Source organism: Chryseobacterium sp. L12 (assembly GCF_056133985.1).
Window position 1 is genome coordinate 203,979 of sequence record NZ_JBVYOF010000001.1, and the last position, 21,580, is coordinate 225,558.

Sequence of the window (21,580 nt, forward strand, 5' to 3'; positions counted from 1 at the left end):
AAGAGTTTTGAAATTAGAAAAATAATTGTAATTTTACATCGCCTTGAATGAGGGAACAAGTCAAGGTAATAAATTTTTTTTCATCATTTGTGTTTTTAGAATCGTATCGCCTGATACGATTCTTTTTTTATTTGAGATTCTTATAACGAACTAGAAGATCAACAAAATAAGAATAGGTAACCGAGCCTTCCTGCTGATTGCTTTTTAAAAAGAGATTATTAGTAAAGCCAAAAAAATCATTCATCAGACCCTGATGCTGCATGACGAATTGCTTTTCATACATTCTGTCTCTCTTCATTCCTTCAGAATAATTATCCAAGACAATTTTTACAAATTCTTCGTCTTCCTGAATGATTGAGTTCAGAAGGCTTTTTAAAGTGAAATACTCTGTGCTGTACCGTAAATCTGTATTCTGAGAAGATACACCAATTAGATATCCCACAAAATTAGCTTCCTGTTCACGCGCAAATCCCATTTGATGTGAACTTTCGTGTGAAATGGTGAAGGGCAGATAAGAAGATGGTAAATTGTTGTTATATTGTGCTTCAGCCGTGAATGGATTATAATAACCCAAAATTCCCGTAAAACTCATGAATTCTGAGAACAAACTGCTCTTAATAGAATTGACATTGTAACTTTTTTTGTCTGTAATAAACGCTGGAAGCTTATTTTGATTACTTAAAATTTCATTTTGAACCGCAGCAATATCATTTAAAATAAAAACTCCGTTTTGGTCTTCCCGAACAAGCTCTCGGGTTGCTTTTGCCTTTTCAAGATATTCCAGCGCAAGGCTTTTCCTTTTATCAATGGTAATTTCTGTTTCAGGAAATTCCGTGATTAAAGGTGTCTGAAAATACAACATTCCCCAGAAAATCTGATATATGAAATAAAATGAGTTAACGAAAATCAGCATTCTCAGCAATGCGCTGTTTCGGGTTCTTTTTTTTAAAATTTTAATGAATAAAAAAAGGATGAATATTCCGGCTGAAACATACATTGCATCTCCTATAGAAAACGGCAGCCAGGCAAATAATAGAAGATGAATTTTTTTTTGAAACTCAAAAAAGTTTTCGAAAAAAGAAATTGCTGTCTGTATTTTAGATAAAACATAAAATAAAAGAATTTGGACAACCAATATAGCTGCCCAAAATCTTTTTTTATGATATGTTTTTGTATTCTTAGTGTGCACCTTCAGATTCTAAAACGTCAACATCAATTCCCTGTCTGCTAAGGGTTTGCTTGGCAAGATAAGCAAATAGAGTAATATAAGCAAAACAGATTACAGGAATGATATATGAGCTGTGAATTCCTATAATATCGGAAAGTTTTCCCTGAAGCGGAGGAATGATTCCACCACCTAAAATCATCATAACTAAAAATGCAGATCCTTGAGCAGTATATTTTCCTAAACCGGTAATGGCAAGCGTGAAAATTGACGGCCACATAATACTACAGGCTAATCCTCCGGATAAGAAAGCATAAATGGCAAAATTTCCTGTTGTCATTAAACCTACAATCATGGCAATTACTCCAAAAAGACCGAAAATAATCAGTGTAAGCGCAGGTTTGTTTTTGCTGACAAGGAATAAAATTACCTGAATGACAATACAGATAGCATAGAAATAAAGATTAGACATATCCTTTTGTGCAATTACATTAATTCCGATAATTACTAAAAATGCAATAAAAGGTACAATGATTGTCGCAAGCATTTGCTGCTGCTTGTTTAGGTTGAAAACGGTAATAGCACCCGTCCATCTTCCGATCATTAAACTCCCCCAATACATCGAAATATACGGAGCAAGATCTGAGGACTGATGTCCGCCAAATTCCGGTAGACTTAATAATTCTCCCAGATTACTTCCAATAGCAACTTCTACACCTACGTAAGCAAGAATGGCAAGCATACCCAATACTAGTTGAGGATATTTCATTGCTCCCCATCCTTCAGGGTTTTTCTTCGAGCTTGTATTGGCGTATACCAGACAAAGAACTACTGATAGTAAAGCAGCTCCCAAATAATACATTCTTGTTTTTTCTAAAGGATGTTTTATTTCCTGCAGCTCTGCCTTTTTAGCATCAATATCTTTCTGAATATTTTCTATTACAACGGCATTAGTCTCAGTTTTTTTGCTGTTGTCTAAAACGGTTATTTCATCATTAAAAGTTACAATTTTTTTAGCGGCATCAGAATTATAGCTTGCAAAAACAGGGATGAAGCAAATAATAACAAGAATAGTCATCACAATGAGGTTTACTCTTGCTTTTCCTGCTTTTTCCATTGGTTCGGTAGAAATTCCTGCAGGCAGTTTTTTAGAAAAATGAAAAATTCCAGCAGCAATTAGAAATAAGGCTCCGACAGCAGTATACAGCAAAATAACTTTATCTAATGCTAAATGTTTAATCTGATCATCATCTACGGTAGCTGTAGTTCCGAAAAGAGCCAAACCAACAATAATTGGTCCTATAGAGGTTCCGAAAGAGTTCACACCTCCGGCAAGGTTTTGACGACTGGTTCCTGTTTTTGGATCTCCCAACAAAACGGCAAAAGGGTTTGCGGCAGTCTGCTGGATAGAGAAGCCAAGTGCTACTACAAACAAACCGATCAGCATTCCGTAATATACATTGCTTTTAACAGCAATAATCATAATTGCGGCTCCTATGGCGGAAAGTAAGAGACCATAAACGATACTTTTCTTGTATCCCCATTTTCCGATTATGTCTATTCCTTTTATTGTACTAAAAATAAAAAGTAATAACGCACCAAGAAAATATGCTGTGTAAAAAGCAAAATCAATGAGCTGCGACTGAAATTGGTCGAGAGAAAAATAATTTTTACAAAACGGAATAAAAATACTGTTTCCTGCAGCAATAAAACCCCAGAAGAAAAACACCAAAATTAATGTGTAAAGAGCTGGGTAATTAGTTGGTTGAGTTGTTTTAGACATATACTATTATAAATTTCATAACAAATATAATTTTTTTCTTTGATTAACTGTGTTCTGCCAATGTTTTTTTTATTGTCTCAAAAGCTGACAATTTTAAGTCTTTCGGTGAATCTGCTGGTTCAAGAATGTCATTAAAGTATACTTTTACCTTCCCAGGGTAGCCTTTTGAATTATCAAAAGGAAACATTTCTTTCAAGCCAATAAAAGTAAAAACGGCAATCGGAGAATGATGTTTATATGATAATGTAAAAGCTCCGTCTTTAAAATCGTCCAAAACAATTGATGTGTCGTCAGGAACACCGCCTTCAGGAAAAATAACAATGCTGTTTCCTTCTTCCATTTTTTCGGCGCACCTTCTGTAGACGTCGGCGCGGCTTCTTGCACTGCTTCTGTCTACCATTACACAGATTCTTTTGTAGATAGTTCCGAAAATCGGAATTTTTACCAGCTCTTTTTTGCCAACGTAGCAAAGCGGATGATTGGGAAACAGAATGCATGGCAACATAATGTCCATAATAGAGGTATGGTTGGAGATCACAACGTACTGTTTGTTCTTATCAATTTTTTTATCGGTAAGGTTAATGAGCTCATATCGGAGTCCCATTCCGAAAAACATACCGAAACACCATAATCTGATGAGCTGATAAGCATATTTGTAATTCTTTTTATTAAAAGACAGCAGATAAACTGGTATTCCCAGAATAATCGTCAGTACAAATGCAAGAATGAAAAGCCATCCTCTCCAGAGGTAATTTAAAATTTTAGTCACAAATCAGCCGTTAAATATTATTTTTTTTTTCACCGAATAATTAAGAATAGAAACCAGCAAAATTGCGGCAATTTTACTGATCATTTCCGGACTCAAGGTATAAAAAATTAAATTGATATTATCTTTGAAAATATAGCTGTAAAATACCTGAAAAAAGCTTAAGCTTAAAATTGTGGAAATAAAAGATACTACCATAAAATATAAAAACTCTTTTTTTTTAGAGTGTTTTCCTCTCTCAAAAACAAACCATATACTCAGAAAATAATTGAATAAAATTCCGCATGTTGTAGACAGGATATTGCTGAAAGGATAGTGTATGCCATGAAAATTCTGCTCCTGAGCAAGCATTTGTGGAAGGTAAATACTGAAAAGTTTGAAGCTTCCAATTTCTACTACCGCACTCAGTCCGCCGGCAACAATAAATAAAAACACCTGTTTTTGGCGCAGAAGTAATGCTCTCATTGTTTTTTATAATACGCAAATTTATAACTATATGTTAAACAGTGAAAAAACTTGTTAATTTTTTTTTTAGGATGAAAATAATTTCTAATTTTAATTTTCAGAACTGAGGAAACTAAACCTGATAAAAAATTCATTTTCAACTTTTTCTGTTGATGGTCTTTCTATCTTGTAATGAATGATTGAGAAATATTTTCATAATTTTTCACACAACACAATAATCAATCTTTGTATGAAATCTCAAAACAAATACAGAAAATTTCAGCTTCACCAAAAAAATATTGAAGCTCTTGGAAAGGAAAATTCACGTTTTAAAAGGGTATATTCCGAATACGAAAATATGTCTGATGATCTCTGGAATTTAGAAAACTCAGACAGCAGTTCTGTTCCTGATGATTTTTTAGAAGCCATTCATTTGCAGACTTCTTATCTGGAAGAAGAGATAGAAGACTGGCTCATTCAATTTGGTCATCATGATCATGAAGTAAAAAGCTGAAGTTAATCATAAATATATTTGCAGAGTCTGTTTGTAGGGTTTAATTAAAGATAAATTCATAATTTAGCCCTCTTAAAAAAACAGAAATATGGTTGCTATTGTTGATGGAGGCTCTACCAAATGCGATTGGGTAATTTTAGATGATTTCAATAAAATTTTTCTTAAAACAGAAACCATAGGCTTCAATCCTAATAATATTGCAGCAGATCTTATTGTACCTGAGATTGAAAAAAACATCAATCTGAGTTCTGTAAAAAATTCTATTACCAAAGTTTTTTTCTACGGATCGGGTTGTGGTGTAGCAGAAAATTGCGCAACTATAGAAAGAGAGCTCAAAAAATTCTTTCACAAAGCAGAAGATATTGTTGTAAAAGAAGATCTTACTGCGGCGGCGTATGCAGCGTACAATGGTAAGCCTGCAATTGTCTGTATTTTGGGAACGGGTTCCAATTCTTGTTTTTTTGATGGTGAAAAAGTAAAGATAAAGCTTCCTTCGCTCGGTTTTCTAATGGGCGATGAAGGCAGCGGAAGTGCAATTGGAAAGCAGCTCGTCAGAAGATTTTTCATGCAGAAGCTGCCGCAGGATCTTCATGCGGAGTTTGAAAATACTTATCATTTAACAATAGAAGAAGCACTCAAAAATATGTATCACAGCTCCAGACCCAATGCATATTTGGCTGATTTTAATAAATTTGTGGTCGAAAGAAAAGAGCATCCGTATTTCAGCCGGATGGTTTCGGAAGAGATGAAAAATTTCTTTGATTATCAGGTGCTTCCTTACGAAGAATCACAAAATGCCGAAATCAACTTTATCGGCTCCATCGCTTATTATTATGAAAATATTTTACGTTCTGCAGCAGCAGAACTCAATCTCAATGTGGGACATATCGTTCAGAAACCCATCGAAAGTCTCGTGAATTACCACATTAAATATATACTTTAAAAAAAAGAAAAAATTTATGTCAAGCAAAACCAATCGTGACGAAGCAAAATTCAATCAGGCAGCGTTAGATTATCATAAAGCGGAGCCCAAAGGAAAAATAGAAGTTATCCCTTCAAAGCCACACTCTTCTCAAAGAGATTTATCACTGGCGTATTCTCCGGGTGTTGCAGTACCATGTATGGAAATTCATGATAAGCCTGAAACGGTGTATGATTATACAGGAAAAGGAAATTTGGTAGCCGTAATTTCAAACGGAACAGCAGTTCTTGGTTTGGGAGACATTGGAGCCGAAGCTTCAAAACCGGTAATGGAAGGAAAGGGACTTTTGTTTAAAATTTTTGCCGACATCAATGTTTTTGATATTGAGATTAACGAGAAAGATCCTGAGAAATTTATTCAGATTGTTAAAGGAATTGCTCCTACTTTCGGCGGAATCAATCTGGAAGATATCAAAGCTCCGGAAGCTTTTTATATTGAACAGAAACTTAAAGAAGAGCTTGATATCCCTTTAATGCATGATGATCAGCACGGAACGGCAATTATTTCTGCAGCTGCCCTGATCAATTCTCTTCAGATTGCCAACAAAAAAATTGAAGATGTAAAAATGGTCGTTAACGGAGCAGGAGCTGCGGCAATAGCTTGCACCAATCTCTACATTTCTTTAGGTCTAAAGAGAGAAAACATCCTGATGTGTGACAGCAAAGGAGTGATCAATCACAAAAGAGAAAACCTTACTCCGGAGAAAATAGATTTCGTTGCCAATACCGATATTGATACGCTGGAAGATGCGTTAAAGGGTTCTGATGTTTTTGTCGGACTTTCTAAAGGAAATGTAATGACGGCAGAAATGCTGAGCAGCATGAATGAAAATCCTATCGTTTTTGCATTGGCAAATCCAGATCCGGAAATTGCATATGATTTGGCTATTGCTACCAGAAAAGACGTGATTATGGCAACAGGACGAAGCGACTTTCCTAATCAGGTCAACAATGTTTTGGGTTTCCCTTATATTTTCCGCGGAGCTTTGGATGTTCAGGCAAAGGGCATCAATGAAGAAATGAAACTGGCAGCCGTTCATGCGATTGCAGATTTGGCAAAAGAACCTGTTCCTGAAGCTGTTATTTTAGCTTATAATTTAAAAAGTCTTCAGTTTGGAAGAGAATATTTTATTCCGAAACCATTTGATAACCGTTTGATTACCAAAGTTTCCTGTGCAGTGGCAAAAGCAGCTATCGAAAGCGGTATTGCAAGAAAGACAATTGCTGACTTTGATGAATATGAAAACCAGCTTCTCGACAGAATGGGAAGAGATGAAAAACTGGTAAGAATGATGCAAAACCGCGCTAAAGCCAATCCGAAAAGAATCACTTTAGGGAATGCAGAAGAATATAATGTGCTGAAAGCAGCCCAGATTTTGTATGAAGAAGGAATTGCGCATCCTATTCTTTTAGGAGACAAGAAATATATTAAAGAACAGATGGAGCGTTTCGGGATTCAGCTTGATTTGCCGATTGTAGATCCGAGTGATGATGATCAGAAAGAAAACCGCAAAAAGTACAGAGAAACCCTTTGGAAACTTCGTCAGAGAAAAGGAATGAACGAATATAAAGCGAAAAGATATGTTCGTCAGAGAGATTATTTTGGACCTTTGATGCTGAAACATGGTGATACCGACGGATTGATTATCGGATTTTCCAAAAACTACACTTCAGTTTTACGCCCTGTACTTGAGATCATCGAAAAAGACAAAGGAGTAGATAAGGTGGCTGCCATGATGATGATCTTATCTGAAAAGAAGCCGATTTTCTTTGCAGATACTTCTATCAATCAGAATCCCTCTGCGGAAGATCTGGTGAATATTGCTAAAATGGCTGAGTTTACGGTGAAATCTTTTGCTATTGAACCAAGAATTGCGATGTTGGGATTTGAAAACTTTGCAGCGATTTCCGAAACTTCCAAAAAAGTGGCAAAAGCGGTAAATATCCTTCATGAAAAATATCCGAAAATGGTTGTTGATGGTGAAATTCAGCCTGACTTTGCGATGAATGCAGATCACCTCAGCGATTATCCGTTTTCAAAGCTTGGAACCACTCCGGCAAATACCTTTATTTTCCCAAATCTGGAGTCTGCCAATCTTTCTTATAAAATCATCAGAGGAATGAAAGTTGCTCAGGTGATCGGACCTATCTTGATGGGACTTAAACAGCCGGTTCACGTTCTTCAGATGCGCTCAAGCGTAGATGAGATTGTGAATTTGGCTACGGTTGCTGTGTTGGATGCTCAGAGAAGAGAAGCGAAAAAATAGTTTCTTTTAATTATAAATAAAATGCGTATGTTTTAATAATCATACGCATTTTTTATTTTCCGGCTTTTTTCAGGATTTTACACTTGCTAAATTTATTTTAAAACGGTTTTCGGAGTTTAATGTTTTTGTGCTCTTTTGTTGAAGGAGTTGTTTAAAAAAAAGTTAAATACTATTCTTGTTTTAAATGAATCTATAACTTAGTTTAAATTACTATATTTGGGAGTTATAAAAATAGATAATGATATTTTCTTTACAGGGCATCGTACAGGAGCTTACTCCTACCTATGCAGTAATCAACGTAAATGGGGTTGGCTACTATGCAGGAATCAGCCTGATGACTTCACAAAAACTGACTTTACATAAAGAAACCTTCCTTTTTATCCAGCAAATCATCCGTGAAGATGCGCACTTGCTTTTCGGTTTTCATTCACGAGCTGAAAAAGAAATGTTCAATCTTTTGATCAGCGTAAACGGAGTAGGAGCGGTGTCAGCTTTAATATTGCTTTCAACTTTAAGTCTTCACGAAATTGCGACGGCAATCCTTTCCGGAAACAGCGCAGTGATTCAGAAAGCCAAAGGAATAGGTGCAAAAACAGCAGAGAGAATCATTGTTGATCTGAAAGATAAAGTGCAGAAATTCAGCAATGCAGAGGATAATATTTCTTCGGTGGCAAATAATAAAATCAAGGATGAGTCGTTATCTGCTTTAGAAGTTTTAGGTATTCCTAAAAGAGCCAGTGAGAAAATTGCAGATCGTATTTTAAAGCAAGATCCGGAAATTTCTGTGGAAGAATTGGTGAAACAAATTTTAAAAAATATTTAAATTCTTGGTGAAAAATAATAAATTTCTCAGCATATATATATTCTTGTCTCTTTTATTTTATTCTGTAGATCTATTGGGACAGGAACCAAACCAACAGGGTTTTTCTATCCGGAAAAACTACGAAGTGACAGATCCTACTTATTACGAAGGTTACTATGACATCAAAACCGGGATGTATTACGTATATCCAAAGGTTGGGAATACGGTAACGGGTCCGCCTACTGCTATGTCACCGGAAGAATACAAAGAATTTATGCTTGCAGAGCAATCCAGAGCATTTTATAAAGATAAATCTGACCGCTATAATCTGATGTTCAGAAAAGACAAATCTGATGCGGCAAAAAAAGGTTTAATTCCGTCCCTTACAATCAATAATAAACTTTTTGAATCTATTTTCGGAAGCAATAAGATTGAAATTATTCCTTCGGGGTATGCTTCGTTTGATTTTGGAGGATTGTATCAGAAGATTGACAATCCAATGATTCTTCCTCAAAACAGGACAAGCTTTACGTTTGATATTGACCAGAGAATTCAGTTGGGTTTACTCGGGAAAGTGGGAGAAAACTTACAGTTAAAAGCCAATTATGATACGCAGAGCGGTTTTGCATTTGAAAACCGGATGAATCTTGTCTGGCAGTCTAAAGGAACATGGAAAGATCTTCAGACAAAAGGTTTGGGAGATGTCAATAAACCCAATGCGGGCGGAGAAGATAAAATTATTAAAAGAATTGAGTTCGGTAACGTCAATATGCCTCTTGCAACCAGCTTAATCCGGGGTTCGGAATCTTTGTTCGGGATTAAATCCGAATTTCAGCTTGGTAAAACTTTCGGAACAGTAGTACTTTCCCAGCAACAGGGTGAAGCAAGAAATATTGTAGTACAGGGAGGAGGTACAATGAGTACTTTCAAGATCAATGCTTTGGATTATGAAGAAAATCAGCACTTTTTTATCGGACAGTATTTTCTGAATAATTATGATAATGCTTTACTCAATTATCCGCAGATCAATTCAAGAATTAATATTTCCAGAATGGAAGTGTGGGTTTTGGATCAGGGAAATTCTAATCTTGCCTATCAGAAAAGTATCATAGGGATCAGAGATTTGGGAGAGGGTGCATCCGGCTTACCAGATAATTCGCAGAACGGATTATATCAACAGGTAAATTCTGCTATTGGAACTCCAAGAGAACAGGGCAAAAATTATCTGCCGAATTTTCAGGGACAGACCTTTCCGGGAAGTGCCCAACCTTATGATAACGGAGAGCATTTTGTCTTCAATACTAAAGCAAGAAGGCTTGATGCTAATGAGTTTACGTTTCATCCGCAGTTAGGATATATATCTCTTAACCAAAGACTTAATGAGAACCAGCTTCTAGCAGTTTCTTATTCATTTACAGTAAACGGAACCAATCAGGTGTACAAAGTAGGTGAGTTTTCAGAAGAAAGTCCGGTCTTGGTTACCAAATTATTGAGACCTAACAATAAAATCAACGTTGAATCTCCGATGTGGGATTTGATGATGAAAAACTTTTATTCTTTAGATGCTGTACAGGTTGACCGTGACGGATTTATTTTAAATGTTTTTTACCGTGATCCTCAAACAGGAGGTAAGGTTAATTATTTACCAAATACTCCGGTTCAGGAAACCAATTTACTGAAACTTCTAAACTGGGATCGTCTCAACGTCAATGGCGATTTGCAAAGCAATAACGGAGTTTTAGGAGATGGAGTGTTTGATTTTGTAGAAGGTATTACGATTCGCCAGTCACAGGGAAGAGTGATGTTTACCAAAGTTCAGCCTTTCGGTTCGTACATGGCAGGTTTGGTTGGCAATAATCCGCAATATGTATTTGCCGATTTATATAATCAGCAGAAGCAGGTGGCAAGCCAAAGTAATCTTGCGCAGCGATATACTATTGAAGGTCGTTACAAAGGAGCACAGGGACAGGGTATTTCGCTTGGTGCGGTAAATGTTCCTCAAGGTTCGGTAAAAGTTTCTGCAAACGGCGTGCAGCTTACAGAAGGAATAGATTATACTGTAGATTATATGCTGGGAACGGTAAATATTATCAATGAAACAGTAAAACAGTCAGGTCAGGCAATCAATATTTCACTGGAAAATCAGCTGACGTTTAATACTCAGAGAAAAAGATTTTTAGGATTAAATTTAGAAAGAAGGGTAAGTGAAAACTTTATCTTTGGCGGAACGGTGGTCAATTACTCAGAATCTCCGCTTACTCAAAAAGTAAATTATGGTCAGGAAGCTGTAAACAATACAATGGCAGGAATCAATATGATGTATAACAATCAGCTGCCATTCCTGACGAGGCTTACCGATAAAATTCCCGGAATCAATACTGAAGCTCCATCCAACCTGAATTTCAAGATGGAAGGTGCCTATCTTATTCCTGGATTGAATAAAGGAACGAACAATCAGTCTTATATTGATGATTTTGAACAAACAACATCAAAAATTTCTTTAAAAGAACCTACAGCATGGAGTTTAGCTTCAAAACCTGAAAAGAATCAGGCAAATCCTATTTTTGCTGGAGCAGGAGCCAATGACAATCTTACCAACGGATACGGAAGAGGTTTGCTATCATGGTATAATATAGATCCGAGATTTTGGGGAGTAGGAGGAAGACCACCGCAGGGAATTACTCCGCAGTCGGTTTCTAATCACGCTTCAAGACGTGTGCAGTTTTCTGAGATTTTCAACAACAGAGATTTTGTTGCTGGTGAACAGACTTTTACCAATACGTTTGATATTTCTTATTATCCGCAGGAAAAAGGACCTTATAATGCCAATCCAAATACAGAAAGTACAGCTCAGCGATGGGCGGGAATTATGAGACCTATAAGTGTTTCCAATTTCATTAATTCCAACATTGAATACGTAGAATTCTGGATGATGGATCCGTATGCTGACGGTAATACATTGGGTGCGAATCCAAGATTATTGCTTCATTTAGGAAATGTTTCGGAAGATGTTTTGAAAGATGGATTAATGCAGTACGAAAATGGTTTGCCAACGGCAGGAAATCCTTCAAGCACGAGTTCTTCAAATTGGGGAGTACAGCCAAAGCAGCCGCCTATTTTGTATGCATTTTCTACAGAAGGAGCAGACAGAACCGCTCAGGATTTAGGTTATGACGGGTTAAGCTCAGAACAGGAAGCAGCAAGATTCGGAAACACATTTGTAAATCCGGTAACCAATCTTTCTGATCCGGCATTGGATGATTTTGTATTTTACATGTCAGATCAGTTTACAGGTAATCAATCATCTTCGTTAATTCAGCGATACAAATATTTCAGAGGACCGGAAGGAAACTCAAGAAGCAATTCTTTGGAAGTGGCAACACAGACCCCGGATGCAGAAGATATTAATAAAGATTATAATCTCGACCAAAGCGAAAGCTATAATGAGTATGTTGTAAAGTTGGATCCTGCGAATTTGGTACTGGGACAAAATAATATTGTTGATGTTAAGACTGTTCAGGCAACATTTCAAAACGGTGCTACGGATGATGTGAAATGGTATTTATTCAGGATTCCTGTATCTAAATATGCTGAAGCTGATGCAGAAGGAGAAAAAAGTCCATCTATTCTTAACAATGTTCGTTTTGCAAGAATGTTACTTACTGGTTTTGACCAGACTTCAACGTTGAGATTTGGTACAATGGATTTGATAAGATCTGACTGGAGAAGGTATACTAACCAAATTGCGAGTCCCTCTGTAACATCCGAGCAAGAAGGTATTGCCGGTGCATCTACTGCCGAACTTGAAGTGGGAAGTGTAAATATTGAAGAAAATGCCTTCAACCAGCCACCTTATGTACTTCCTCCAGGAATTGACAGACAGGTTTTGAGCGGCAATGCAGGGGTGCAAAGACAAAATGAGTCATCATTATATTTAAAAGCAACAAATATATTAAATCAGGCAAAGGGAGTGTTTAAAAATACCACTTTGGATATGAGAAGATATAAAAAGCTTAAATTGTTTGTACATGCACAAAATATTGATAATCCCGAAAGATCAAATTACGACCCTAATACAAAGTTTTTCATAAGATTTGGTAGCGATGCAACAGATAATTATTACGAATATGAATCTTCGCTAAAGTTTACTGCTAATACTGCAACGACTCCTTTAGAGATTTGGCCTATAGAAAATGACGTTGATTTTGATATTCAAGATTTTGTTGATGCCAAAATAAGAAGGGATCGTGATTTTCCTACAGGAATTATTCAAAGAAGAGAGGATATGAGTTTTGGAGACAATAATAAACGTATTTTCATAAAAGGTAGACCGTCTTTAGGAAATATTACTACAATAATGATTGGAGTTAGAAATAAAGGTGGTGGTACTGATGGTAGAGCTAATAATGTTGTACTTTGGGTCAACGAAATCCGCCTTTCTGAGATTGAAAACGATGGCGGTTATGCAGGAAATGCAAGTTTAAACTTTAATCTTGGAGATTTTGCAACAGTCAACACCAGTGCTTCCTATACCTCTGTTGGATTTGGTAATATTGATTCTAAGCCTGCCGAACGAAATCAGTCTACACAGTCTGCGTTTAGCATCAATACAGCAGTAAATGTAGATAAATTCTTACCCGAAAAAACAGGAATGAAAATTCCGGTTAACTATTCTTATTCACAAACTATTGAAGATCCTAAGTATAATCCTTTGGATACCGATGTGGAATTCAGCAAAGCTGCTAACAGGGAAGAGCTGAAAAAAGTTGCAAGAACATATACTCAGCAAAGAAGCATCGGGGTCGTTAATATGCATAAAGAAAGGGTAAAGCCAGACAGTAAGCCGAAATTTTATGACGTTGAAAACCTTTCTTTAACAACTGTTTATAACGATGACCATTATCGTGATATTTATACGAAGAAAAACTACCGACAGTATCTGAGAGGTTATCTGGATTATAACTACACCTTCAAACCGTGGGTAGTGAAGCCATTCAACAAAATGATCAGTGATACGGCAAAATCTACCAAATATCTGAGATGGATTAAGGAGTTCAATTTCAATCCAATTCCTACAAGATTATCTTTCCGTACAGAATTAGACAGAAATTATAATGAACTTGAGTTCAGAAATATTGATGCTATTCTCAGTGGAAACCTTAATGATGATTTTGCAGCATTAAAAAACAGAAATTTCTTCTTCGGATGGCAGTATGGATTAGGATTTAATTTTACTAAATCCTTAAAAATGGAAATCAACTCTGCTACAAGAACGCTTAATGATCATATAGACGTTAATACAATGGATAATTCATCCATATTTGGCAATATTTTCAGAGCAGGGAGACCAGTTTTATACAAACATAATGTTCAGCTTAATTACAGATTACCATTCCAACATCTTCCTTATTTAGATTTTATTGACGCTGAGATAGGATACGGATTCACGTATAACTGGAACGCCAGATCTACTGCACTTCTTACGAGCCCGGAAGGCAGTTTGGGGTCAATAGGTCAGAATACCAATATTATTTCGGCAAATGCTTCTGCAGATATTCCGAAGTTTTTTGGTCAGTTTAGTTATTTCAAAAAAATATCAACAACACTGCAAAAAAGAAAGCAGGAACAGGATTCTTTGAATAATGCTTATACGCAGGCGTGGGAGAAAAACAGATATGCTTATAAAAAGTATAAGTTCAAAAATAAACTCTCCCTCTTTCAAAGCGCTGCTTATCTTCTAACTTCCATGAAGCAGCTGAATGTGAATTATAACGAAAATAACGGAAGTGTAATTCCGGGATTGCTTTCTGCTCCAAACGGATACGGGTATGGTCAGACTTTAGGTGGTCCGTCTATTGGTTTTCTTTTTGGTTCGCAGGCAGACATCAGAAGACTGGTAATGGAAAGAGGCTGGGTAAGCGATTCTCCTTTTATGATTGATCCTTACGTAAAATTATCCACCCGTGAACTTCGGGCAGATTTACAGGTATCCCCAATCAATGATTTTAGAATAGACTTTAATGTACTGAGTACCTACAATAGGAATTTCTCGCATACAGGATTCAACTACAGAGATGATTTTGGCAATCCTAATCCTAATCTCACTTTCGCAAGTGATATGGTGGCATATTCCAATACGGTAGTTCTTTTAAATTCGTCCTTTAAAGAAAGCACTTATCTTTATCAGGCATTAAGAGCCAATGCTCAGATTATTTCGCAGCAGCTGGGAGGAAATCTTAATCAGAACGGATTTACAGACGGACACGATATTTCCAATGCTTATGTCTTGATTCCGGCTTTCCGTGCTGCAGTAGAAGGCAAGAGTCCCGAAAGAATAGGAAATCCTAAAAAAGCAGGGCTTCCGATTCCGAACTGGAGAATTATTTATTCGGGATTAAGAAATATTCCAATCATCAACGGACAGTTTAGTAAGTTTGATATTCTTCACAGCTACAGTGCAACGTATACTGCAACTGGTATTCAGTCAAATATTGATTATTTCAACAGCATTAATGATGTCAACAGTTCTCAGCGAGATGTAAACAATAATTTCATCAACCCTTATACCTTTGCACAGGTAGGTTATACTGAAGCATTTTCACCGCTTATCGGCGTAGATGTTACCATGAGAAACAATATGCAGTTTGGGGTGCAGTATAACAAAATAAGATCATTGATCCTTGGTTTGGTCAATCAGACACTTACTGAAGATTCCAACACAGAATATGTTGTAAGACTTGGATATATTGTGAGAAATTTCAGATTGGGCACCAATAATCAGCGAGGTGCAAGAGCGAAAGGGTCTGACCTCAACATCCGTGGTGATATTTCGTTAAGAGACAGCCGAACAAGTATTATGAATATTCTGTTGAATGATTCTCAGGTTACAGGAGGGCAGAGACTGATGAATATTAAGCTTTCAGCAGATTATAATGTTTCTGAAAACCTGAATTTAAGACTTTTCTATGAACAGATGACCTCAAGATACAAAATATCAACAGCGTTTCCGCTTTCCACGATACGCGCCGGAATTTCCGCAACATTTACGTTCGGTGATTCAGGAGGCTTCTAACAACTTCAAAATTCCTTTCCTTATAAGAAAGGAATTTTTTATATTTAAACTTGACAAAGAATAATATCTAAACGAATTTTCGTTATTTTGGAAAAAAAACAGCAATGCAAATTTCATCTACATCTATAGAAGATTATGTATCGAAGCTGCCTGAAGAAAGACAGGAAGTTTTTAAAAAGCTTTTCGATACAATCAAAAATCATTTACCGGAAGGTTTTGAAGAAAATATCAGTTATGGCATGATCGGATGGGGCGTTCCTTTAGAAAAATATCCTGCAGGTTATCATTGCACTCCCGGGTCCCCGCTTCCTTTTATTTCGGTAGCTTCACAAAAGAATTTTATTGCAGTTTATCACATGGGAATGTATGCAAAACCAGAACTTTTAAACTGGTTTACGGAAGAGTTTCCAAAACACTCTAAAAGAAAATTAGATATGGGCAAATCCTGCATACGGTTCAAAAAAATGGATGAAATTCCTTTTGAACTAATCTCCGAATTAAGTAAAAAAATGACTGTTGATGAATGGATCAGTTTGTATGAAGCCAATTATAAAAAATAAAATATTTAGCATTTTTTTTCTTTTCTGTTTATTGATTCTTTTTGCCGGATGCAAAAATTCGGTAAAATCAGGATTAAAAAATGGCGACCTTCTTTTCGTAACAGCAAAAGACAGCGGACTTTCGGGTGCAATCAACAATGTTACGCAAAAATCCGAAAATGCTTCTTTCGATCACATCGGAATTATACAAAAAGACAAAGGTGATATTTTTGTTCTTCATGCAGCACCGAAAGGAGGTTCGCAAAAGCAAAAACTGACAGCGTTTTTAGCTGATCAGAAAAATGACGGACAGAAAGTGATTCTTTACCGATTAAAGCCGCAATTTCAAAGAAGTATTCCTGATGCTATTGAGGCTGCCAATTCTATGTTGGGAAAACCTTACAACTTCAATTATATTTTAGATGAAAATTCCTTTTACTGCTCAGACTTTGTGGAAAGATCATTCAGGAAAGATCATGTTTTCAAGCTCGAACCTATGACTTTTATTGATCCTAAAACAGGTGAAACCAATTTGTTTTGGGAAAAATTTTATACCGAGAAAAACCTGAAAGTACCTGAAGGAGAGCCGGGATGCAATCCCAACGGATTGGCAGCTTCAGATAAAATTGAAAGAATAAAAGAACTTTAATTTAAAAAGGCTGTATCACAATTGAAAACAGCCTTTTTAAAATTTTCTATTTTGATTTTGAGGATTTCTCTAAATCTTCAAAATGTTTCTGATCATCCTCCATATTCCTTTTTCCATTCTTCAGCAACATCGCTCAGTGTATTGTAAAAATCTTCTCCGTACTTTCGGGTAATCGGATTTTTAAGAAACTTATATACCGGAACCTGAAGCTCTTTTCCTAAAGTGCAGGCATCGCTGCAAATCGGCCATTCATGGTAATTCAAAGCGGTGAAGGTAGAGTATTCGGTAACTCTTATCGGATAAAGATGACAGGAGATCGGCTTTTGCCAGTCAACAGCACCGTCTTCGTAAGCTTTTTCTATTCCGCATTTGGTAATTCCGTTTTTATCAAAGGTTACATAAGCGCATTCAGCTCCCTCAATCATCGGAGTTACGTACATTCCGTCCGAAGGATCTGTTGTCCATGTTCCCTGTTCGTCCAGAGCCTGAATTCCGGCTTCTGTCAGATATGGTTTTATTTTGTCATAAATGTTATCAAGAATTATCAGCTCATCTTTATCCAAAGGGGCTCCAACATCACCTTCTACACAGCAGGCTCCTTTGCATTTGGTAAGATTACACACAAATTCTTCAGCAAAAATATCTTCAGAAATTAATTTATCGTCTATTTGAATCATAATTTTAAATTTAAAATAAGTTGTTAAAATGATTTACAGCCTTAAAGGCAATTAAGCAAACAATGGTAAGCCACAGACAGCCTTCCTGCATCCAGTATTTTGGCAGAAATCTCATCATTCTGCTTAGGATAATCGTTGCCGGAAAAGCAAGAAGCAGGAGGTACTCATAGCTCTTGTCCATATATAAAATAATGCTGATAAGCTGTGCGAGCGAAAACACCAGAAGAAATGTGTATTTGTATCTGCTTACGGGGCTTTTGCTGTTATAATGTTTAAAGTGGTCATATACGGAGAAAATCAGCATCAGCAGAATAGGGATCAGAGGAAATAATTCTGTATAGTGTGTTACCATTTTCATTTTTCCAAATGGTATATAAGCGTTATTCCATTCATTAAAATGAAGAAAAAACATCACCGAAAAATAGCTCAGCGCAATCAGGATGATTCCGAGTAAAAATCTGAAAATATTTAATCCCACTCTTTCAGAGGTTACGATGAGGTGAATGAGTACAAAAAACATCATTGGCCAGGTTGTAGGAAGAAAAACAAAATTGAGCGCAACAATAGATCCTACCAAAACGTATGATTTTTTTCTTATATCTTCGTCTGTACTGGTTAGAAGAAGCAAAATAAAAGAATTGGTAAGCAGCGCAACGGCAATTCCCAGATCCAGACTGCCATCATAAAGTCCGAAAACGAAAAATGTGTACAGGAAAAGAGGAAGATGTGTCTGGTAATTCAGTTTTATAGCATTGAAACAGAAATATCCCAAAGCAATTCCAATAAAAGTAATTCCGGCAATAACAGCTTCGGAAGTATTGAAATTCAATATGTTAAATAGTATTACGATTAAAAGAAGAAACCCAATATAAACAGGAATTGAAAAAATATTGCTTTCTTTTGAAAGTAATCTAAACATTTTTTATAAATTTGTGCAAAGTTAAATTAAAAAAGGAAAATAATGACGTCTTTCTTTCTATTCTTAAGCAGAGTTTTCAAATGGTCTTTCGGTTTTTTCGATACTTTTGGAAATGTACTAAACTGGATTTTATTCATCGTATGCTGTGTGCTTTTTACATACTGGTGTTATGTGCTTGTGGTAACGCTTGGAGGCGACAAAGACAAAGAATATTATTCTCCAACAGAAGGAAAGCATCCTTATTACGATCCTAAGATCTTTAAAAACGAAGGTTAATTAATTGGTTATATAGAAAAAGACCGGTCAATATTTCTTTGATCGGTCTTTTTTATGCGGCTTTTATTATTCTCTTCAGTTTCAGTCGTGGATAGGAAGCACCAACACCGGTATTTTTGAACTCTTGGTCAAACCTTTGGTAAGACTTCCTACAAAAACATCGTAAATTCCGCTTCTGCCGTGAGATCCCATCACAATATAATGTGCGTTTTTCATTTCAGCATATTCCAGAATAATATCTTTTGCAATACCTTGTTTCAGAATATGCTCACAATCAACATTCTGAGCCAGAATTCTTTGGTTTAATTTATTAAGAAGCACCAGTTCTTCACGGATTTCATTTTCCTCAATTTCCGGAAAATACTGATATCCCATGTCGCCAATTGCAAAGCCGATATCGGTAGGAGCTACATGAATAAGGCAGATTTTACCATTTACTTCTTTAGCAAATTTTACAGCTCCGTCAATAAGCTGATCGGTTTTGTCACCAAAATCTACAGGTAATACAATATTTATCATAATCTTTGATTTGTAATTTTGTTCCTTTAAAGATAACAAAAAAACGGCCAAAAAAGAAATTTTACAGGTTATAAAATTCTTATATCCAAAGTTTTTTCATCTTCCAGATAGGCTTCAAGAATATCATTTTCAGAGACTTTTCCTACACCTTCAGGAGTTCCCGTGAAAATAAGATCACCTACCCTGAGAGTAAAATACTGCGAAACAAAGGCAATGATGTCATCAATCGCAAACATCATGTTTTTGGTATTACCGTTCTGCGCTTTTTCTTTGTTTTTCAAAAGAGAAAAATTGAGATTCTGTAGATCATAATTATCTTTTTTAAAGAAATTTCCTACCACTGCAGAACCATCAAAGCCTTTCGCCAGTTCCCACGGAAGCCCTTTAGATTTTAAGTCGCTCTGCAAATCTCTCGCTGTAAAATCTATACCCAGACCAATTTCTTCATAATGCTTGTGAGCAGTTTCTTTTTGGATGTATTTTCCTCCTTTTGATATTTTTACGACTACTTCCAGTTCGTAATGTACATCGTTTGAAAATTCCGGGATATAAAAATCATTTCCTTTTAAAACCGCTGTATCAGGCTTCATAAAAATTACCGGTTTGTCAGGAATGGCATTTCCCAGTTCTTTTGCGTGTTCGCTGTAATTTCTTCCTATACAGATTATTTTCATATGCAGATTTTATTTTGTTTTAAATACAGTATGTAAAATTATATTATCTTATGAGAGTTATTATCCAAATCAAGTGTTTTTTTCGGGAGCTGTTTCCCGCTTTCCGCTATATCTTTTGTTCCGCTTTGCTCCACAAAAGGATGCCGCTGCAATCGGGGCTATGAAGAGAGGAGTGCATAATTTTAAATTGTACATTTCAATATTTAAATGGGAAAAAAAATTATAGCAATTCACTTTCTAACCACCCCGTCAAAAATTTCAGAGAAATTTTGCCACCCCTCCAAAGGAGGGGAATTTTATCATCCAATCTTAAACTTATTTCCGCAATAATAGCACACGTAATTTTCGCTTGATAAAATAGAAATTCCAAAAAAACTGGTTGAGCTGTCGTCTTTGTAAAGGTGATTGGAGCCGCATTCCGGACAGACAAAATCAAAATCGGGATTCTCAATGGTATGTTCTACTTCAAGAGCAAAGTTTTCGTTTTCTTTATATTCACTCAGAATCTTTTCAGCTTCGTCAAAATCATTTTCAAAAACCTGCAGCTGAATTCCGCCAACAGCCTGGGAAAGCAGCCAATCCGACTGAATAAGCTGTTCGTTGGCAATAAAACTGTTGATGCCGTTTTCAGCCAGAATCTGCTTATCACGGTTGGCTTGCAGCGCAGTTTCGTAGAATTTAAACTTAACTAAATTATTCATGTTGAAATTTTTACTTTATTGCAGATCTTCGATTTGCAGAAGAATCATCTAAAATTTATTGGAAAGTTGTATTTTAGTGAAAACTTTTTTGGTGTATAAAGGGAAGTCAGCATTTTGCAACCATCCGAAATATCCGAGATCTTTTTGGAAAACTTCTTTCACCACCTGTCCTTTGTATTTTCCGAAAGCAAAAATTTCCTGATTTTTTGCGTTATAATGTATCATTCCCGCTAAATCGGCAAATTTATTCTGAGTCGAAAATTCGCTCAGTTCAGCAACTTCATTAGAAAGGTCGTCATATTTTCCGACCTGTGCGTCTAATACTTCAAAAGTTGCCAATACATCCGCTTCGGCAGAGTGTGCATTTTCTAATGTTTTTCCGCAATAAAACTGGTATGCCGCACTCAGATTTCTTGGTTCTTTTTTATGGAAAATCGTTTGTGCATCAACCAGTTTGAATTTGTTTAGGTCAAAATCAAAATCTGCGCGAAGCAATTCTTCAGCCAATAAAGGAACATCAAAACGGTTAGAATTGAACCCTGCCAAATCTGCGCCTGAAATCATTTCAACTATTTTGGGAGCAATTTCCTTGAAAGTTGGTGCATCTTTTACATCTTCATCATAAATTCCGTGAATTTCGCTGCATTCTTTTGGGATGGGAACTCCCGGATTTACCTTCCACGTTTTGCTTTCTCTGGAAGAATCAGGATTCACTTTTAAGATGCATATTTCAACAATTCGGTCTTTTCCGATGTTGGTTCCTGTGGTTTCAAGATCAAAAATGCAAAGAGGTTTATGTAGTTTTAAGTTCATTTGTTTGTAAGTTATAAAT

General features: G+C 36.2%; 18 protein-coding genes. 8 read left to right on the forward strand and 10 right to left on the reverse strand.

The window, feature by feature from the left end; all coding sequences use genetic code 11:
- Positions 1–127: 127 nt before the first annotated feature.
- Genes AC0NBN_RS00985 through AC0NBN_RS01000 form a run of 4 tightly spaced genes read right to left on the reverse strand, consistent with a single transcriptional unit; the run spans position 128 to position 4,179 of the window.
- Positions 128–1,189, reverse strand: coding sequence for a DUF3810 domain-containing protein (locus AC0NBN_RS00985; protein WP_160812361.1), 1,062 nt, complete (start codon positions 1,187–1,189; stop codon positions 128–130).
- The gene (locus AC0NBN_RS00990; RefSeq protein ID WP_143884733.1) at positions 1,179–2,948 is read right to left on the reverse strand and encodes an MFS transporter; all 1,770 of its coding nucleotides are present in this window, start codon (positions 2,946–2,948) and stop codon (positions 1,179–1,181) included. Before AC0NBN_RS00990 ends, AC0NBN_RS00985 begins: the two co-directional genes overlap by 11 nt.
- A gap of 43 nt (positions 2,949–2,991) precedes the next feature.
- A complete protein-coding gene (locus AC0NBN_RS00995; protein WP_143884732.1) occupies positions 2,992–3,717 on the reverse strand; it encodes a lysophospholipid acyltransferase family protein in 726 nt (241 codons plus the stop codon).
- Between the two features lie 3 nt (positions 3,718–3,720).
- The gene (locus tag AC0NBN_RS01000; protein WP_160812360.1) at positions 3,721–4,179 is read right to left on the reverse strand and encodes a GtrA family protein; all 459 of its coding nucleotides are present in this window, start codon (positions 4,177–4,179) and stop codon (positions 3,721–3,723) included.
- Between the two features lie 229 nt (positions 4,180–4,408).
- Between AC0NBN_RS01000 and AC0NBN_RS01005 the strand changes: the two genes are divergently transcribed.
- The 7 genes from AC0NBN_RS01005 (at position 4,409) to AC0NBN_RS01035 (ending at position 16,982) form a co-directional block, all read left to right on the forward strand.
- On the forward strand, positions 4,409–4,672 hold the full coding sequence (locus AC0NBN_RS01005; RefSeq protein ID WP_143884730.1) for a hypothetical protein: 264 nt from the start codon (positions 4,409–4,411) through the stop codon (positions 4,670–4,672).
- Positions 4,673–4,760: 88 nt separating this feature from the next.
- Positions 4,761–5,615 carry a BadF/BadG/BcrA/BcrD ATPase family protein gene (locus AC0NBN_RS01010; RefSeq protein ID WP_160812359.1) on the forward strand — a complete coding sequence of 285 codons (855 nt, stop codon included), beginning with the start codon at positions 4,761–4,763 and terminating at the stop codon, positions 5,613–5,615.
- Between the two features lie 16 nt (positions 5,616–5,631).
- Positions 5,632–7,920: an NADP-dependent malic enzyme gene (locus AC0NBN_RS01015; protein WP_160812358.1), complete on the forward strand. Its 2,289-nt coding sequence runs from the start codon at positions 5,632–5,634 to the stop codon at positions 7,918–7,920.
- A gap of 238 nt (positions 7,921–8,158) precedes the next feature.
- Positions 8,159–8,743, forward strand: a complete 585-nt coding sequence (gene ruvA / locus AC0NBN_RS01020) for a Holliday junction branch migration protein RuvA (protein WP_160812357.1) — start codon at positions 8,159–8,161, stop codon at positions 8,741–8,743.
- 7 nt (positions 8,744–8,750) lie between these two features.
- Positions 8,751–15,794, forward strand: coding sequence for a T9SS outer membrane translocon Sov/SprA (gene sov, locus AC0NBN_RS01025; protein ID WP_160812356.1), 7,044 nt, complete (start codon positions 8,751–8,753; stop codon positions 15,792–15,794).
- A 104-nt stretch (positions 15,795–15,898) separates the two neighbouring features.
- On the forward strand, positions 15,899–16,354 hold the full coding sequence (locus AC0NBN_RS01030; RefSeq protein ID WP_160812355.1) for a DUF1801 domain-containing protein: 456 nt from the start codon (positions 15,899–15,901) through the stop codon (positions 16,352–16,354).
- Positions 16,332–16,982, forward strand: a complete 651-nt coding sequence (locus tag AC0NBN_RS01035) for a YiiX/YebB-like N1pC/P60 family cysteine hydrolase (RefSeq protein ID WP_474466542.1) — start codon at positions 16,332–16,334, stop codon at positions 16,980–16,982. The genes AC0NBN_RS01030 and AC0NBN_RS01035 overlap by 23 nt, the downstream gene beginning before the upstream one ends.
- A 92-nt stretch (positions 16,983–17,074) precedes the next feature.
- On the opposite strand, the gene AC0NBN_RS01040 is transcribed toward AC0NBN_RS01035, so the two are convergent.
- Both AC0NBN_RS01040 and AC0NBN_RS01045 read right to left on the reverse strand, forming a co-directional pair.
- A complete protein-coding gene (locus AC0NBN_RS01040; protein WP_143884723.1) occupies positions 17,075–17,659 on the reverse strand; it encodes a DUF3109 family protein in 585 nt (194 codons plus the stop codon).
- A 10-nt stretch (positions 17,660–17,669) separates the two neighbouring features.
- Entirely contained in the window at positions 17,670–18,578 is a 909-nt protein-coding gene (locus tag AC0NBN_RS01045) for a DUF6427 family protein (protein WP_160812353.1), read from the reverse strand.
- A gap of 42 nt (positions 18,579–18,620) precedes the next feature.
- Between AC0NBN_RS01045 and AC0NBN_RS01050 the strand changes: the two genes are divergently transcribed.
- The gene (locus AC0NBN_RS01050; protein WP_143884721.1) at positions 18,621–18,854 is read left to right on the forward strand and encodes a DUF6341 family protein; all 234 of its coding nucleotides are present in this window, start codon (positions 18,621–18,623) and stop codon (positions 18,852–18,854) included.
- An 81-nt stretch (positions 18,855–18,935) separates the two neighbouring features.
- Here AC0NBN_RS01050 and AC0NBN_RS01055 read toward each other — a convergent pair whose 3' ends face one another.
- The 4 genes from AC0NBN_RS01055 to AC0NBN_RS01070 all read right to left on the reverse strand — a co-directional run bounded on the left by AC0NBN_RS01055 (position 18,936) and on the right by AC0NBN_RS01070 (position 21,561).
- The gene (locus tag AC0NBN_RS01055) at positions 18,936–19,373 is read right to left on the reverse strand and encodes a universal stress protein (protein ID WP_143884720.1); all 438 of its coding nucleotides are present in this window, start codon (positions 19,371–19,373) and stop codon (positions 18,936–18,938) included.
- Between the two features lie 68 nt (positions 19,374–19,441).
- A complete protein-coding gene (locus AC0NBN_RS01060; RefSeq protein ID WP_160812352.1) occupies positions 19,442–20,047 on the reverse strand; it encodes a fumarylacetoacetate hydrolase family protein in 606 nt (201 codons plus the stop codon).
- Positions 20,048–20,346: 299 nt separating this feature from the next.
- Positions 20,347–20,748, reverse strand: a complete 402-nt coding sequence (locus AC0NBN_RS01065; RefSeq protein ID WP_143884718.1) for a putative signal transducing protein — start codon at positions 20,746–20,748, stop codon at positions 20,347–20,349.
- Between the two features lie 48 nt (positions 20,749–20,796).
- Positions 20,797–21,561: a 3'-5' exonuclease gene (locus tag AC0NBN_RS01070; protein WP_143884717.1), complete on the reverse strand. Its 765-nt coding sequence runs from the start codon at positions 21,559–21,561 to the stop codon at positions 20,797–20,799.
- Between the last annotated feature and the right edge of the window lie 19 nt (positions 21,562–21,580).

What these genes read in the sequence shown, in the direction of transcription:
- AC0NBN_RS00990 (WP_143884733.1), bottom strand. Translation starts at nt 2,948, where the DNA reads ATGTCTAAAACAACTCAACCAACTAATTACCCAGCTCTTTACACATTA.
- AC0NBN_RS01000 (WP_160812360.1), bottom strand. Translation starts at nt 4,179, where the DNA reads ATGAGAGCATTACTTCTGCGCCAAAAACAGGTGTTTTTATTTATTGTT.
- AC0NBN_RS01005 (WP_143884730.1), top strand. Translation starts at nt 4,409, where the DNA reads ATGAAATCTCAAAACAAATACAGAAAATTTCAGCTTCACCAAAAAAAT.
- AC0NBN_RS01010 (WP_160812359.1), top strand. Translation starts at nt 4,761, where the DNA reads ATGGTTGCTATTGTTGATGGAGGCTCTACCAAATGCGATTGGGTAATT.
- AC0NBN_RS01015 (WP_160812358.1), top strand. Translation starts at nt 5,632, where the DNA reads ATGTCAAGCAAAACCAATCGTGACGAAGCAAAATTCAATCAGGCAGCG.
- ruvA (WP_160812357.1), top strand. Translation starts at nt 8,159, where the DNA reads ATGATATTTTCTTTACAGGGCATCGTACAGGAGCTTACTCCTACCTAT.
- AC0NBN_RS01030 (WP_160812355.1), top strand. Translation starts at nt 15,899, where the DNA reads ATGCAAATTTCATCTACATCTATAGAAGATTATGTATCGAAGCTGCCT.
- AC0NBN_RS01035 (WP_474466542.1), top strand. Translation starts at nt 16,332, where the DNA reads ATGAAGCCAATTATAAAAAATAAAATATTTAGCATTTTTTTTCTTTTC.
- AC0NBN_RS01040 (WP_143884723.1), bottom strand. Translation starts at nt 17,659, where the DNA reads ATGATTCAAATAGACGATAAATTAATTTCTGAAGATATTTTTGCTGAA.
- AC0NBN_RS01045 (WP_160812353.1), bottom strand. Translation starts at nt 18,578, where the DNA reads ATGTTTAGATTACTTTCAAAAGAAAGCAATATTTTTTCAATTCCTGTT.
- AC0NBN_RS01050 (WP_143884721.1), top strand. Translation starts at nt 18,621, where the DNA reads ATGACGTCTTTCTTTCTATTCTTAAGCAGAGTTTTCAAATGGTCTTTC.
- AC0NBN_RS01055 (WP_143884720.1), bottom strand. Translation starts at nt 19,373, where the DNA reads ATGATAAATATTGTATTACCTGTAGATTTTGGTGACAAAACCGATCAG.
- AC0NBN_RS01060 (WP_160812352.1), bottom strand. Translation starts at nt 20,047, where the DNA reads ATGAAAATAATCTGTATAGGAAGAAATTACAGCGAACACGCAAAAGAA.
- AC0NBN_RS01065 (WP_143884718.1), bottom strand. Translation starts at nt 20,748, where the DNA reads ATGAATAATTTAGTTAAGTTTAAATTCTACGAAACTGCGCTGCAAGCC.
- AC0NBN_RS01070 (WP_143884717.1), bottom strand. Translation starts at nt 21,561, where the DNA reads ATGAACTTAAAACTACATAAACCTCTTTGCATTTTTGATCTTGAAACC.